The organism is Streptomyces zinciresistens K42 (assembly GCF_000225525.1).
Lineage (GTDB): Bacteria > Actinomycetota > Actinomycetes > Streptomycetales > Streptomycetaceae > Streptomyces > Streptomyces zinciresistens.
The window spans coordinates 73,535-87,845 of record NZ_AGBF01000010.1; the positions used below are offsets into that span (position 1 = coordinate 73,535).

General features: G+C 73.0%; 12 protein-coding genes. 5 read left to right on the forward strand and 7 right to left on the reverse strand.

The genetic code is table 11. From position 1 onward, the window contains the following. The 3 genes from SZN_RS06045 to SZN_RS06055 are packed head-to-tail and all read right to left on the reverse strand — an operon-like array spanning position 1 to position 3,640. Complete coding sequence (locus tag SZN_RS06045) at positions 1-2,283, reverse strand: FtsX-like permease family protein (protein WP_007492396.1); 2,283 nt, start codon at positions 2,281-2,283, stop codon at positions 1-3. 50 nt (positions 2,284-2,333) lie between these two features. Beyond that, complete coding sequence (locus SZN_RS06050) at positions 2,334-3,128, reverse strand: ABC transporter ATP-binding protein (RefSeq protein ID WP_007492397.1); 795 nt, start codon at positions 3,126-3,128, stop codon at positions 2,334-2,336. Next, positions 3,125-3,640, reverse strand: coding sequence for a PadR family transcriptional regulator (locus SZN_RS06055; RefSeq protein ID WP_007492398.1), 516 nt, complete (start codon positions 3,638-3,640; stop codon positions 3,125-3,127). Before SZN_RS06055 ends, SZN_RS06050 begins: the two co-directional genes overlap by 4 nt. Before the next feature lie 125 nt (positions 3,641-3,765). On the opposite strand from SZN_RS06055, the gene SZN_RS06060 reads away from it, so the two are divergent. The 5 genes from SZN_RS06060 to SZN_RS06080 all read left to right on the forward strand — a co-directional run bounded on the left by SZN_RS06060 (position 3,766) and on the right by SZN_RS06080 (position 10,390). Continuing rightward, complete coding sequence (locus SZN_RS06060; RefSeq protein WP_007492399.1) at positions 3,766-5,034, forward strand: ABC transporter substrate-binding protein; 1,269 nt, start codon at positions 3,766-3,768, stop codon at positions 5,032-5,034. A 134-nt stretch (positions 5,035-5,168) separates the two neighbouring features. After that, complete coding sequence (locus tag SZN_RS06065; protein ID WP_007492400.1) at positions 5,169-6,812, forward strand: glycoside hydrolase family 13 protein; 1,644 nt, start codon at positions 5,169-5,171, stop codon at positions 6,810-6,812. A gap of 39 nt (positions 6,813-6,851) precedes the next feature. Next, a complete protein-coding gene (locus SZN_RS06070; RefSeq protein WP_043728668.1) occupies positions 6,852-8,183 on the forward strand; it encodes an ABC transporter substrate-binding protein in 1,332 nt (443 codons plus the stop codon). 6 nt (positions 8,184-8,189) lie between these two features. Continuing rightward, entirely contained in the window at positions 8,190-9,554 is a 1,365-nt protein-coding gene (locus tag SZN_RS06075) for an ABC transporter permease (RefSeq protein WP_007492402.1), read from the forward strand. Next, positions 9,551-10,390 (forward strand): carbohydrate ABC transporter permease, encoded by an 840-nt coding sequence (locus SZN_RS06080; RefSeq protein ID WP_007492404.1) that lies wholly within the window; start codon positions 9,551-9,553, stop codon positions 10,388-10,390. The genes SZN_RS06075 and SZN_RS06080 overlap by 4 nt, the downstream gene beginning before the upstream one ends. Before the next feature lie 61 nt (positions 10,391-10,451). Here the strand turns inward: SZN_RS06080 and pgl are convergent, their stop codons facing one another. The 4 genes from pgl to SZN_RS06100 all read right to left on the reverse strand — a co-directional run. Further along, positions 10,452-11,234: a 6-phosphogluconolactonase gene (pgl, locus tag SZN_RS06085; RefSeq protein WP_007492406.1), complete on the reverse strand. Its 783-nt coding sequence runs from the start codon at positions 11,232-11,234 to the stop codon at positions 10,452-10,454. Then, positions 11,231-12,394: a glucose-6-phosphate dehydrogenase assembly protein OpcA gene (gene opcA, locus SZN_RS06090; RefSeq protein ID WP_007492408.1), complete on the reverse strand. Its 1,164-nt coding sequence runs from the start codon at positions 12,392-12,394 to the stop codon at positions 11,231-11,233. The genes pgl and opcA overlap by 4 nt, the downstream gene beginning before the upstream one ends. Beyond that, positions 12,391-13,929, reverse strand: coding sequence for a glucose-6-phosphate dehydrogenase (zwf, locus tag SZN_RS06095; RefSeq protein ID WP_043728640.1), 1,539 nt, complete (start codon positions 13,927-13,929; stop codon positions 12,391-12,393). Before zwf ends, opcA begins: the two co-directional genes overlap by 4 nt. 4 nt (positions 13,930-13,933) lie before the next feature. Further along, positions 13,934-14,311 (reverse strand): transaldolase family protein (locus tag SZN_RS06100; RefSeq protein ID WP_007492412.1); only part of this gene is annotated, 378 nt, incomplete at its 5' end.

Here is a 14,311-nt window from a genome sequence, read left to right on the forward strand (position 1 = left end):
TCAGGCCACCGCGCTCAGGGTGTCCGCGAGCCGGCGGCGGGCCGCGCGGGACGCCGGGACCGCGGCGAGCGCGGCCGCGCCGGTCACCGCCGCCGCGCCGAACAGCAGCAGGAGGGCGGCCGACGGCCCCTGGGCGATCCCGGAGCCGATACCGCTCGACCGTCCCTGGGCGTCGATCAGCCAGTGGGCGAGGGGCGTGCCCAGGGCGACGCCGACGACGGCCGCGGCCAGCGCGGTGCAGGCGGTGGAGACGACGGTGATCGCGGTGATCTGCCGCGGGGACAGGCCGATCGCCTTCAGCGCCAGCAGGTCGCGCTCGCCCTCGCGCACGGTCCCGCCGATCGCCGTCAGCACCTCGATCAGCCCGATCAGGGCCAGGACGACGATCAGCCCCACGACCACCCCGCGCAGCGGCGAGAGCCCGTCGGCCGGGTTCGGGACGGTGTGCACGTCGAGCCGCCCCTGCCCGGCGGCGGTCAGCCGGTCGGCGACCCGCTGCGGGTCGGCGCCGGGGCGCAGCCGCAGTTCGTAGAGGGCGGGGCCGAGCGCGGCGTCGTTCTCGCGCAGGGTGTCCAGCGAGGTGGAGATGACACGGCCCGCGTTCTCCGGCTCGATGGTGCGGCCCACGATGTGCAGGATCTGGGGCCGGCCGCCGACGGTGATCCGCACCCAGTCGCCCACCCGCGCGTCGAGCAGGTCCAGCAGCCCCTGGCCCGCCACGGCCTCGTCGCCGCCCCGCGCGGCCCGGCCCTCCGCGAGGGCGTACGGGTAGGGCGCGGCCTCGGTGCCGAGGCCGCGCAGCGCGATCGTCGCTGTCTGGCCGGGCACCAGGGCGGCCACCTCGACGCCCGGGTAGGCGGCGGAGACCTGCGGGTCCCGGGACAGCAGCGAGCGGGCGGCGCCGTCGGCGAGCCCGGCGTCGGCGTGCACCGTCAGCGCGGTGGGCAGGCCGATCTGCTCCGGCCGGCTGTCGAAGCGCTCGATGGTGGTCCACGCGCTCATCGCCACCACGATCAGCAGCAGCGGCAGGGCGAGCCGCGCCACCGTGCCCAGGGACCGCGGGGAGCGGCTGAACGCCCGGTGCCAGCCCAGCACCAGCGCGGGCGGCAGCCGCAGGCCGAGCGCCCCGCGCGCCACCCCCGACAGCCGTCCGCCGAGCGGGGCGGCGGGACGCGGCACCGGGACCGGCGGCACCCGGCCCGCCCGCCACGCGGCGAGCCCGGTGGTCCCGCCGATGAACAGCACGGCCGCCACCGGCACCGCCAGCAGGGCCACCGTGTGGCCGGGCAGCCCCTGCCACACGCCGACCGCGTCCCCGAGGCGCCCGGGGATACGGCTGCCCGCGGCCTGGATGAGGGACGCGGCGGCGACGGCGCCCAGCAGCGCGTAGGCGAGGTGCTGGAGCAGGAAGACCCGCACCACCTGGCCCGGGGTGAAGCCGATGGCCTTCAGCACCGAGATGTCCCGCAGATGGCCGCGGATGCGGGTGCCGATCGCCCCGTGCACCGCGAGCCCGGCCGCGACCAGCGCGCCCACCCCGAACAGCCCCAGCACCTGCCCGAGCAGCCGGTTGTCGCCCTGCGCCTCGGCGCGGGCCTGCTTCCAGGTGGAGACCTCGCTGACCGCGCCCGCGCCCAGCACGGTGACGGCGCGCTGGATGACGTAGTCCGTGTCGTCGGGGTCGGTCAGCCGCAGCCCGATCACCTGGCCGCCCGGGTCGCGCACGGCGGCAGGCGGCGCCCACACCAGGCCCGGCTGCTCGCCCGGCCGGTAGCGCTTCTCGGCGCTCTCCGCGATGCCGAGGACCGTCAGCGAGCGAGCGGTGCCGGACAGCGCGAGGGTGTCGCCGGGGGAGGCCAGCAGGGCGCGGGCCAGTCCGCTCTCCAGGACCACGCCGTCCGGGTCCGCGGGGTCCAGCCAGCGCCCCGAGGAGATCAGCGGGCGGCCCACGGCGGGGCGCTCGGGCGTGCCGCGCAGTTCTACCGAGGCGCGGGTGCCCCGGGAGGCGAGGGTGGCCGACTCGGTGGGATAGGGGCCGGAGACGGACTGGACGCCGTCGAGGCCGGCCAGCCTGCCGGTGTCGGCCGACGAACCGGTGTGCAGCCACACGTGCGCGCCGTTGCCCTGGGCGAAGACGCGCTGCCAGGGGTTGGTGGCGTAGCCGAAGAGGGCGGTGGCCAGCAGGAGCGACAGCACGATGCCGGCCGTGGCCAGTACCAGGAACAGGGCCTCGCCGCGGTGCGTGCGCAGATCGGAGTGCGCCCAGCGCAGGGTGGCTCGCACGGCCTCAGCCCCTCGGCCCGGATACCGGGCGGTGGTCGTACGCGCGCATGTCAGTCCCTGAGCTCCAGCACGCCCGACGCTCCGGAGCGGCGCGGCGGCGGACCGGAGTCCAGGGCGGCGTCGTCGGCGATGCGGCCGTCGAAGAAGCTGATCACCCGGTCCGCGGCGCTGGCGAGCCGGGCGTCATGGGTGACCAGCACGATCGTCTGGCCGCGCCGGTGGAAGCGGGACAGCAGCCGCATCACCTCACGGGTGCCCTTGCTGTCCAGGCTGCCCGCCGGCTCGTCGGCGAGCAGCAGCGGCGGACGGTTGACCAGGGCGCGGGCGAGCGCCACGCGCTGCTGCTCGCCGCCGGAGAGCTCACCGGGCATGCTGCGCTCCTTGCCCGTCAGCCCCAGCTCGTCCAGCAGTTCGCCGCGTCCGGCGCGGGCCCGCCGGGGCGTCTGGCCGGCGAGCAGGGCGGGCAGCTCGACGTTGTCCGCGACGGACAGGTCGCTGACCAGGTTGAAGAACTGGAAGACGATCCCGATGCGCTTTCTGCGCTCGACGGCCCAGCGCGCCTCGCTCCAGCGGTCCGTCGGCTCGCCGTCCAGCCGGATGCTGCCGCTGTCCGGGCGCTGGAGCCCGCCGAGCAGATGCAGCAGTGTCGACTTGCCAGCCCCGGACGGGCCGGTCACGGCCACGAACTCGCCCCGCTCCACCCTAAGATCGACTCCGCGCACGGCGTGCGCGGGGGCGCCCTCCCCGTGGTGCGTCTTGGTGAGGGCCTCGGCCCGCAGGGCGGGGCGGTCGCCGGGCGCGGCGGGGGTGTCGCCGGTCCGCTCGGGAGGGGAACCGTCGCTCACTCCAGCTCCTCCAGCTCTTCCTGGCACCGCTCCAGCCAGTCCAGGTCGGCCTGCAGATGCAGCATCGCGCCCTCGATCAGCAGATGCGCGACGCGGTTGTCCCGGTCCTCGGCGGCGGCCAGTTTCGACAGATGACGCATGGTGTTCAGGTACTGGCGCCGTTGTCGGTTGATGAGGGTGATCTGCCCGGCGAGGCCGGTCCGCGGGGCGAGGGCCAGCTTCATGAAGAACTCGTCCCGCACCCGGGGCTCGTCCTCGGTCTCCTCGAACCAGGCGCTCAGCGCCGCACGCCCGGCCTCGGTGAGGTGGTAGACCTTCTTGTTCGGCCGGCTCGACTGCTCGACGTCCTCACCCTCTATCAGTCCTGACTTCTCCAGGCGGCCGAGGGTGACGTAGATCTGGCCGACGTTCGGCTGAGGGTACGCGGAGCCCAGCAGTTGCTCAAGGTCCTGCTTCAGCTCGTAGCCGTGTGCCGGGCCGCGCGCCAGCAGGGCCAGGAGGGGCAGCCGCACTCGTGCTCTCCTCCCGCGTCCCGAGTAATGTGCCGCAGGCCCTAGTATCGCGCATACCTAACAGGTATACATGGCCTCTGACCGCGGGTGACGACGCCCGGTGTCAGGTGTACAGGGAGGAACCTATGCGGTGGATCCACGCCGCGGGTAGGGGCCTCCTCGTCCTCGTCGTGATCCTGACCGGCTACGTCGCCTCCGGCGCCCGTGCCGACGAGGGTCCCCCGGGCGGCCGGGGGCCTCTGACCCTCGCCACCGCCGGCGACCTCACCGGCTACCTCGGTTCCGTGCTGGACGGCTGGAACCGCACCCACCCCGGCGAGCGGGTCACCCTCGTCGAACTGCCCGACTCCGCCGACGAGACCCGGGCGCAGATGTCCACCGATCTGCGCGACGGGCGGAGCCGGTTCGACGTCCTCAACATCGACGTCAACTGGACGCCCGAGTTCGCCGCGCGGGGCTGGATCCGCCCGCTGGCCCCCGGCCGCTTCCCGCTGGACACCTTCCTGCCGCCGGTCGTGGACACGGCGACCTACGACGGCCGGCTGTACGCCGTCCCCTACGTCACCAACGCCGGGCTGCTGCTGTACCGCAAGGACGTCCTCGCCAAGGAGGGCGTCGACCCGCCGCGCACCTGGGCCGAGCTGGAGCGGCTCGCCAAGACCGTCGCCCCCGCGTACGGCCTGGACGGGTACGCCGGCCAGTTCCTGCCCTACGAGGGGCTCACGGTCAACGCCGCCGAGGCGGTCTACTCGGCGGGCGGGTCCATCCTCGGCGACGAGGGCGAGCGCGTCACCGTCGACTCCTCGGCGGCCCGCGACGGCATCGACTTCCTGGCCCGCGGTGTGCGCGAGGGCTGGATCCCGAGGCGGGCGCTGGACTACAAGGAGGAGGAGTCCAAGCAGGCGTTCCAGGACGGGCGCCTGCTGTTCCTGCGCAACTGGCCCTACGCCTACGCCGTCGCGTCGGCCGCGGGGTCACCGGTCGCCGGGAGGATCGGCGCGGTACCCCTGCCGGGGCCGGACGGTCCGGGCACGAGCGTGCTGGGCGGCTCCAACCTGGCCGTCAGCAGCCGGACCCGCAACCCCGACTCGGCCGCGCGGCTGCTCGCCTATCTGACCAGCGAGCGCGTCCAGCGCCAGGTCCTCACGCGGGGCGCCCTGCCGCCGGTGCGGGCCGACCTGTACGAGGACCCGCGGCTGGTGCGCAGCTTCCCGTATCTGCCGACGCTGCGCGCGAGCGTCCTCACCGCCGCCCCGCGCCCCAAGAGCCCGCGCTACGACCAGGTCAGCCTGGTCGTGCAGGCGGTCGTGCGCGACGCGATGAGCGGCCGCCAGACGCCCGAGGCCGCCGTGCGCCGGCTGGCGCGGGAGCTCGACGCCATCGCCTCCGAGTAGTTACCTGTTAGGTAACGGCAGCATCTCATCCTCGGCTTCGGCGAGTGTTATGCCCCTGTTTGACTGCTCGACCGGGCGGTAGCTTGTGTCCGGTTCATTGACACCCTCCGGAAACCGCTACTTAACATGCATGCATGCTGAGTAAGTACCACTGGTGGCGTGACGCGGTGATCTACCAGGTCTACGTCCGCAGCTTCCTCGACAGCACCGGCGACGGTGTCGGCGACCTCGCGGGCGTCCGGGCGGGGCTGCCGTACCTCAGGAAGCTCGGGGTCGACGGGATCTGGCTGAGCCCCTTCTACCCCTCGCCGCAGCACGACCACGGCTACGACGTCGCCGATTACTGCGACGTCGACCCGCTCTTCGGGGACCTCGCCGAGTTCGACCTGCTGGTCGCGGCGGCCCGCCGGCTCGGCATCAGGGTGCTGCTCGACATCGTCCCCAACCACTGCTCCAGCGAACACCGCTGGTTCCAGCGGGCCCTCGCGGCCGGCCCCGGCAGCACGGCCCGCGCCCGCTTCCACTTCGCCGACGGCCGCGGCCCCGACGGCGCCGCCCCGCCCAACAACTGGCACGCCATGTTCGGCGGCCCGGCGTGGAGCCGGGTGACCGAGGCGGACGGCCGGCCCGGCCAGTGGTACCTGCACATGTTCACCCCCGAGCAGCCGGACTGGAACTGGCGCGACCCCGACGTCGGCGCCGAGTTCGACCGCGTGCTGCGCTTCTGGCTCGACCGGGGCGTCGACGGCTTCCGCATCGACGTCGCCGCCGGCCTCTACAAGCACCCCGAACTGCCCGACTCCCGCGACCCCGAGGCCGACGCCCGCACCCGCGACTCGGTCAACCCGCTCGCCTGGAACCAGCCCGAGGTGCACACCGTGTGGCGCGGCTGGCGCTCCGTCTGCGAGGAGTACACCGCGCGCGACGGGCGGGAGCGGCTCCTCGTCGGCGAGGTGTCCGTGCCCACCGCGCGCGAACACGCCCTGTACGTCCGCTCCGACGAACTCCACCAGGCGTTCTTCTTCGACCTGCTCAGCGCCCCCTGGGAGGCCGACGCCTTCCGCAAGGTCGTCTCCGAGGCCATGCAGGACATCGCGGGAACGGGCTCGACGGTCACCTGGGTCCTCAACAACCACGACCAGGTCCGCACCGTCACCCGCTACGGCGAACCGGCGACGGAGGGCAGCGGCCTCGGCGCCGCCCGCGCCCGCGCCGCCGCGCTGCTGATGCTGGCCCTGCCCGGAGCCGCGTACATCTACCAGGGCGAGGAACTGGGCCTGCCCGAGGTCGTCGACCTGCCCGACGACGTGCTCACCGACCCGATCTTCCACCGCACCGGAAGCCGCGCCCGCGTCCGCGACGGCTGCCGGGTGCCGCTGCCCTGGTCGGGACAGGCGTCCCCGTTCGGCTTCACCTCAGGGGTGGAGAGCGCCAAACCCTGGCTGCCGCAGCCGGACTACTTCGCCGAGTACGCCACCGACCGCGCGCTCGCCGACACCCGCTCCTTCTGGCACCTGTACCGCGACGGTCTCCAACTGCGCTCCGCACTGCCCCAGTTGGGTGAGGGGGCGCTGCGCTGGCTGGACAGCCCGCCGGGCGTGCTGGCCTTCGTCCGCGGGGACGGCCTCGTGTGCGCCGTCAACTTCGGTACCGCCCCCGCCCCCGCGCCGGTCCCCGGCTCCCCGCTGCTGTCGAGCGGCCCGTGCCCCGCCGGGGAGCTGCCCGGCTCCACGGCCGCCTGGTGGATGAGCGACGGGACCGCACCCGACACCCACTGATCTACCGTCAGTTCTGCTTCCTCCGAAGGGACATCGATGATGATGCGACGACGCACCACCCTGCTCACCGGCTGCACCGCCCTCGTCCTGGCGCTCGGCGCCACCGCCTGCGGCGGCGGACCCGTCTCGGCCGGCGGCGGCGACAAGCCGCTGAACGGGCAGACGGTCACCGTGGCCGGCGTGTGGACCGGCACCGAGCAGAAGAACTTCCAGAAGGTGCTGGACGCGTTCACCGAGAAGACCGGCGCCAAGACCGAGTTCGTCTCCACCGGGGACAACGTCTCCACGGTCGTCGGCAGCAAGATCGAGGGCGGCAACGCCCCCGACGTCGTGATGGTCCCGCAGGTCGGCGTGCTCAAGCAGTTCGCCCAGAAGGGCTGGCTGAAGCCGCTCTCGGGAGCCGCGAAGAAGTCCGTGGACGGCAACTTCGCGCCCGTCTGGAAGAACTACGGAAGCGTCGACGGCACCCTCTACGGCCTCTACTTCAAGGCCGCGCACAAGTCGACGGTCTGGTACAGCCCCGACGCCTTCGCCCAGGCCGGCGTCGAGGCACCGAAGAGCTACGACGAGATGCTGAAGGCCGGGCGGACCGTCTCCGACTCCGGACTCGCCGCCTTCGCGGTCGCCGGCCAGGACGGCTGGACCCTCACCGACTGGTTCGAGAACGTCTACCTCTCCCAGGCGGGACCCCAGAAGTACGACGCCCTGGCCGCGCACGAGCTGAAGTGGACCGACGCCTCCGTGGTCGACGCCCTCACCACCCTCGGCAAGCTGTTCAAGGACAAGCAGCTGATCGCGGGCGGCCAGAAGGGCGCCCTGAACACCGACTTCCCCGGCTCGGTGGAGAAGGTGTTCGGCCCCAAGCCCGAGGCCGGCATGGTCTACGAGGGCGACTTCGTCGCGGGCGTCGCCAAGGACCAGTTCGGCCGCACCATCGGCAAGGACGCGAACTTCTTCCCCTTCCCGGCGGTCGGCGGCGGCGCGGCCCCCGTCGTCAGCGGCGGCGACGCGGCCGTCGTCCTCAAGGACGGCAAGAGCCAGAAGGCGGGCATGGCGCTGCTGGAGTACCTGGCCACGCCCGAGGCGGCCGCGGTCTGGGCCGAGGCCGGCGGCTTCCTCTCCCCGAACAGGAACCTCGACCCCGCCTCCTACGGCGACGACGTCACCCGCGCCACCGCCAAGTCCCTGGTCGCCGCGGGCGACTCGGTCCGCTTCGACATGTCCGACCAGGCCCCGGCGGCCTTCGGCGGCACCAAGGGCGCCGGCGAGTGGAAGCTGCTCCAGGACTTCCTGCGCGACCCGTCCGACCCGAAGGGCACCGCGGCGAAGCTGGAGGCCGCGGCCGCCAAGGCGTACGAGAGCCAGGGCTGAGCGGACATGACAGCGACCCTCGTCAACGAGGCGGGGCCCGCGCCCGCCGCGAGCCCCGGCGCCGCCCGCGCCCGGCGCTCGCGGCGGCGCGGCCGGATCATCGCCCTGCTCTTCGTCCTCCCGGCGCTGCTCCTGCTGGGCGCGCTCGTCGTCTACCCGGTGCTGTTCTCCGTCGGCCGCAGCTTCTTCGACGCCTCCGGCACCCGGTTCGTGGGCGGCGGGAACTACTCCGAGATGTTCCGTGACCCGGCCACCCTCAAGGCCATCCGCAACACCACCGTCTGGGTCGTGGTGGCCCCGGCCCTGCTCACCGGCCTCGGCCTGATCCTGGCCGTGCTGGTGGAGAAGGTCCGCTGGGCCACCGCGTTCAAGCTGCTGCTGTTCATGCCGATGGCCGTGTCCTTCCTCGCCGCCGGCATCATCTTCCGGCTCGCCTACGACGAGGACCCGGACAAGGGCGTGCTCAACGCCGCCGCCGTGTCCGTCCACGACGCCTTCCGGGGCGCCTCGGGCTATCCGACCGCGCGGGCCCGCGACGGCCAGGGCCTGACCAAGGGCGCGGACGGCTCGTACCGCACCAGCGCGGGCGCCTCACCCGGCGACACGGTGGCGCTCGGCCTGGTCGGCGTGCTGCCGGGCGATCTGCCGGACGGCGCCGAACCGGCCTACCCGGCGGCCCGGCAGGGCGCGCGGGCCGGCGTGCTCGGCGGCGTCGTCTACCTCGACTTCACCCCCGGCGGGGGAGGGGAGCAGGGCAAGGTCGACCCGCGGGAGAGCGGACTGCCCGAGATGACCGTCGAGGCGGTGCAGGGCGGCCGGGCCGTCGCCACCACGACCACCGCGTCCGACGGCTCCTTCCGCTTCGACGGGCTGCGGGACGGCACGTACACCGTGCGGCTGCCGGCCTCGAACTTCGCCGCCCCCTACGAGGGCATCTCCTGGCTCGGCCCGACACTCGTCACCCCGGCGATCATCGGCGCCTATCTGTGGATCTGGACCGGGTTCGCGATGGTCCTCATCGGCGCCGGGCTCTCGGCGCTGCCCCGGGACGCGCTGGAGGCGGCGCGGATGGACGGCGCCAACGAGTGGCAGATCTTCCGCCGGATCACCGTGCCGCTGCTCGCGCCGGTCCTGAGCGTCGTCTTCATCACCCTCGTCATCAACGTGATGAAGGTGTTCGACCTCGTCTACATCATCGCGCCCGGACCGGTGCAGGAGGACGCGACGGTCCTCGCCACGCAGATGTGGCTGGTGTCGTTCGGCGGCGGCAACAACCAGGGACTCGGCAGCGCGCTGGGCGTCCTGCTCCTGCTGCTGGTCATCCCGGCCATGGTCTTCAACGTGCGCCGCTTCAGAAGGAGTCAGCGATGAACGCGCTCAGGCGGGGCCTCGGCAACTCGCTCGTCCAGGGCTTCCTCGTACTGGTCGGACTGGTCTGGCTCACCCCGCTGGCCGGGCTCTTCCTGTCCTCCCTGCGCTCCGCGCAGGACACCGCCGAGGGCGGCTGGTGGACGGTGTTCAAGAGCCCCGCACAGCTCTCCTTCGACAACTACTCGGCGCTGCTGGCGAATTCGGGGATCACCCAGGCGTTCTGGAACACCGTGCTGATCTCGGTGCCGACGACCGTGCTGGTCGTCGTCCTCGCGGCGCTCGCCGGATACGCCTTCGCCTGGCTGGAGTTCCCCGGCCGCGAGGCGGTCTTCCTGCTCGTCGTCGCGCTGCTGGTCGTCCCCGTGCAGATCGGCCTGCTGCCCGTCGCCAAACTCTTCGGCCAGCTCGGCCTGTTCGGCACGATCCCCGGCGTCGTCCTCTTCCACGTCGCCTACGGACTGCCGTTCGCGGTGTTCCTGCTGCGCAACTACTTCGCCGAGATGCCCAAGGAGATGCTGGAGGCCGCCCGGATGGACGGCGGCACCGAGTGGCGGATCTTCACCCGCCTCATCCTGCCGGTGGGCCGCCCCGCGATCGCCTCCCTGGCCATCTTCCAGTTCCTGTGGGTGTGGAACGACATGCTGGTGGCGCTGCTCTTCGCCGACAGCTCCTCCCAGCCGCTGACCGTGGCGCTCCAGTCGCAGATCCGCCAGTTCGGCAGCAACATCGACGTCCTCGCGCCGGGCGCGTTCCTGTCCCTGGTGGTGCCGGTCGTGGTGTTCTTCGCCTTCCAGCGGCACTTCGTGCAGGGCGTGATGGCGGGTTCGGTCAAGTAGCCGGCGGCGCACATGCCCCGGGCCCCGCTCCACGGGGGAAGCGGGGCCCGGGGCACGTGTGTCAGGCGGACGCCGGCGGATACAGCGCGCGCGGCAGCTGGGACGCGGCCGCCGAGTCCAGGAGCCACAGGGTCCGGGAGCGGCCGAAGGCGCCCGCCGCCGGGGCCTGGATCTCACCCGCGCCCGACAGGGCGATGGCCGCGGCCTCCGCCTTGTCCTCGCCCGCCGCCAGCAGCCACACCTCGCGCGCCGCCCGGATCGCGGGGAGCGTCAGGGTGATGCGGGTCGGCGGGGGCTTCGGGGCGCCGTGCACCGCGACGACCGTGCGCTCGGTCTCGCGTACCGCGGGCAGCTCCGGGAACAGGGACGCCACATGGGTGTCGGGCCCCACGCCCAGCATCAGGACGTCGAAGACGGGGACGGGGCCGTGGTTCTCCGGCCCCGCCGCCCCGGCCAGCTCCTCCGCGTAGGCGGCGGCGGCCGTCTCCGCGTCCGAGCCGAAGGGCCCGTCCGAGGCGGGCATGGCGTGCACCCGCTTCGGATCGACCGGCACCGAGTCCAGCAGGGCCTCCCGCGCCTGGGTGACATTGCGCTCCGGATCGCCCTCGGGCAGGAAGCGCTCGTCGCCCCACCACAGGTCGAGCCGGCCCCAGTCGACGGCGTCGCGGGCGGGGGCCGCCGCGAGCGCGGCCAGCAGGCCGTTGCCGTTGCGGCCCCCGGTGAGGACCACGGACGCCGATCCGCGCGAGGTCTGGGCGTCCACGACCCTCGTGATCAGCCGGGCCGCCGCGGCCTGCGCCATCAGCTCCTTGTCGTGGTGCACGACCAGCTGGGGAGTGCTCACTTCGTCGCCGCCCTCGTCACCGGTTCCCCCGCCGCCGCTTCCTTCGCGGACGCCTCGGCGGTGTCTTCGCCGGGAGCGCCGGCAGCTTCTCCTTTGGCCGGCGGTCCCTCCTGGGCCGGCGCGTCGTCCGCCTCCGGCTTCCCGGCGCGCGCCACCGCGGCCCCGGCCAGGGCGACGGCCCGCGCGGCCTTGGCCACGGCGGCCTCGGCACCCGAGACCACCGGTGCCGGCTGCGCCTGGCTCAGCCGGTCCACGCCGAAGCGCAGCGCGGAGGCGTAGGTGTCGTCCGGGTCGAGCCGGCGCAGCTCCTCCGCGATCAGTTCGGCGGTCTCCCGCCGCTTCAGCGCCACGGCACGGTCCGGCTGGCCCTCGATGGACAGCGTCGCCAGCGAGCCGTCCGCGCGGTCGAGCACGATCGGGCCGCCGTCGGTGTCCATGCGCACGGCCGTCAGACCGGGGCCCGGGGACAGCGACCGCCGGACGGGGACGTCCAGCCGGTCCGCGAGCCACATCGCCAGCAGCTCGCAGCTCGGGTTGAACTCCTCGCCCTCCACCTCGACGGCCTTCACCTCGCAGACCACCTGGTCCAGGGCCGCCGCCAGCATCGAGCGCCACGGCGTGATCCGGGTCCAGGACAGGTCGGTGTCGCCCGGCGTGTAGGCCGCGGCGCGGGCCGAGAGGTCCCGCACCGGCTCCTCCGAGGCGTAGGTGTCCGTCACCCGGCGCTGGGCCAGTGCGCCCAGGGGGTCCTTCGCCGGGTCGAGCGGCGCGTTCACCGGCCACCAGACCACCACGGGGGCGTCGGGCAGCAGCAGCGGCAGCGCCACGGACTGGGCGTGCTCGGACACCTCGCCGTACAGCCGCAGGATCACCGTCTCGCCGGTGCCCGCGTCCGCGCCCACCCGCACCTCGGCGTCCAGCCGGGACGTCGTACGGTCGCGGGGCGAGCGCGAGACGCGCTTGATGACCACCAGCGTGCGCGAGGGGTGCTCGCGCGAGGCGTCGCTCGCGGCCTTCAGGGCGTCGTAGGCGTTCTCCTCGTCGGTGACGATGACGAGCGTGAGCACCATGCCGACCGCGGGTGTCCCGACGGCCCGGCGGCCCTGCACCAGCGCCTTGTTGATCTTGCTGGCCGTGGTGTCCGTGAGGTCTATCTTCATGGCCGGCGCCAGCTCCGTCCCTCTCGTGCGAGCATTTCGTCCGCCTCGACGGGCCCCCAGGTGCCGGACGCGTACTGCGCCGGCCTGCCGTGGCTGTCCCAGTACCGCTCGATCGGGTCGAGGATCTTCCAGGACCGCTCGACCTCCTCGGTGCGCGGGAAGAGGTTCGAGTCGCCGAGCAGCACGTCGAGGATCAGCCGCTCGTACGCCTCGGGCGAGGACTCGGTGAAGGACTCGCCGTAGGCGAAGTCCATCGACACGTCCCGGATCTCCATGGAGGTGCCGGGCACCTTCGAGCCGAAGCGGACGGTGACGCCCTCGTCGGGCTGGACGCGGATCACGATCGCGTTCTGGCCCAGCTCCTCGGTGGCCGTCGTGTCGAAGGGGGAGTGCGGGGCCCGCTGGAAGACGACCGCGATCTCGGTGACGCGCCGGCCGAGCCGCTTGCCGGTGCGCAGGTAGAAGGGGACGCCCGCCCAGCGGCGGTTGTCGATCTCCACCTTGATGGCCGCGTAGGTGTCGGTCTTCGACTGGGGGTCGATGCCCTCCTCCTGGAGGTAGCCGACCGCCTTCTCGCCGCCCTGCCACCCCTCCGCGTACTGCGCGAACACCGTGTCGCGGCCCAGGTCCCTAGGCAGCCGTACGGCGCCGAGCACCTTGGTCTTCTCCGCGGCCAGCGCGTCCGCGTCGAAGGAGGCGGGCTCCTCCATGGCGGTGAGGGCCAGCAGTTGCAGGAGGTGGTTCTGGATGACGTCGCGGGCGGCGCCGATGCCGTCGTAGTACCCGGCCCGGCCGCCGATGCCGATGTCCTCGGCCATCGTGATCTGCACGTGGTCCACGAAGGACCGGTTCCAGATCGGCTCGAACATGGTGTTGGCGAAGCGGAGCGCCAGGATGTTCTGGACGGTCTCCTTGCCGAGGTAGTGGTCGATGCGGAAGACCTGGTCGGGCGCGAAGACCTCGTGCACGACCTTGTTCAGCTCCTCGGCCGAGGCGAGGTCGTGGCCGAAGGGCTTCTCGATGACCGCGCGGCGCCAGGAGCCGCCGTGCTGGTCGGCGAGCCCGTGCTTCTTGAGCTGCTGGATGACCACCGGGAAGGAGCGCGGCGGCACCGACAGGTAGAAGGCGAAGTTGCCTCCGGTGCCCTGCGCCTTGTCCAGCTCCTCGATGGTGGTGTGCAGCCGCTCGAACGCCTCGTCGTCGTCGAAGGTGCCCTGGACGAACCGCATGCCCTGGATGAGCTGCTGCCAGACCTCCTCGCGGAACGGGGTGCGGGCATGTGCCTTGACCGCGTCGTGGACCTCCTGGGCGAAGTCCTCGTCGGCCCACTCGCGGCGGGCGAAGCCCACCAGGGAGAAGCCCGGCGGCAGCAGACCCCGGTTGGCGAGGTCGTACACAGCGGGCATCAGCTTTTTACGTGACAAATCGCCCGTAACGCCGAAGATCACCAGGCCCGACGGCCCCGCGATGCGCGGGAGCCGTCGGTCGGCGGCGTCACGAAGCGGATTCGCTTCCGTGACGGTGAAGGGTGGCAAGGGATCAGCCCTCCGAGGGGGCGAGGCGCTCCAGCTCCGCCTCGGTCGACTTGAGCAGGTCGTTCCAGGACGCCTCGAACTTCTCGACGCCCTCGTCCTCCAGCAGCTGGACCACGTCGGCGTAGGCGATCCCGAGCTTCTCCACCGCGTCGAGGTCGGCACGGGCCTGCGCGTAGGTGCCCGCGACGGCGTTGCCGGTGATCCGGCCGCTCTCCTCGGTCGCCTGGAGCGTGGCCTCCGGCATGGTGTTGACCGTGTTCGGCGCGACCAGGTCGTCGACGTACAGGGTCGGCTTGTACGCCTTGTCCTTCACCCCGGTCGAGGCCCACAGCGGACGCTGCTTGCGGGCGCCCGCGCTCTCCAGCGCGCTCCAGCGCTCGGA

Coding starts and splice junctions, on each gene's coding strand:
- SZN_RS06060 (WP_007492399.1), top strand. CDS start 3,766: ATGCGGTGGATCCACGCCGCGGGTAGGGGCCTCCTCGTCCTCGTCGTG.
- SZN_RS06065 (WP_007492400.1), top strand. CDS start 5,169: ATGCTGAGTAAGTACCACTGGTGGCGTGACGCGGTGATCTACCAGGTC.
- SZN_RS06070 (WP_043728668.1), top strand. CDS start 6,852: ATGATGCGACGACGCACCACCCTGCTCACCGGCTGCACCGCCCTCGTC.
- SZN_RS06075 (WP_007492402.1), top strand. CDS start 8,190: ATGACAGCGACCCTCGTCAACGAGGCGGGGCCCGCGCCCGCCGCGAGC.
- SZN_RS06080 (WP_007492404.1), top strand. CDS start 9,551: ATGAACGCGCTCAGGCGGGGCCTCGGCAACTCGCTCGTCCAGGGCTTC.
- opcA (WP_007492408.1), bottom strand. CDS start 12,394: ATGAAGATAGACCTCACGGACACCACGGCCAGCAAGATCAACAAGGCG.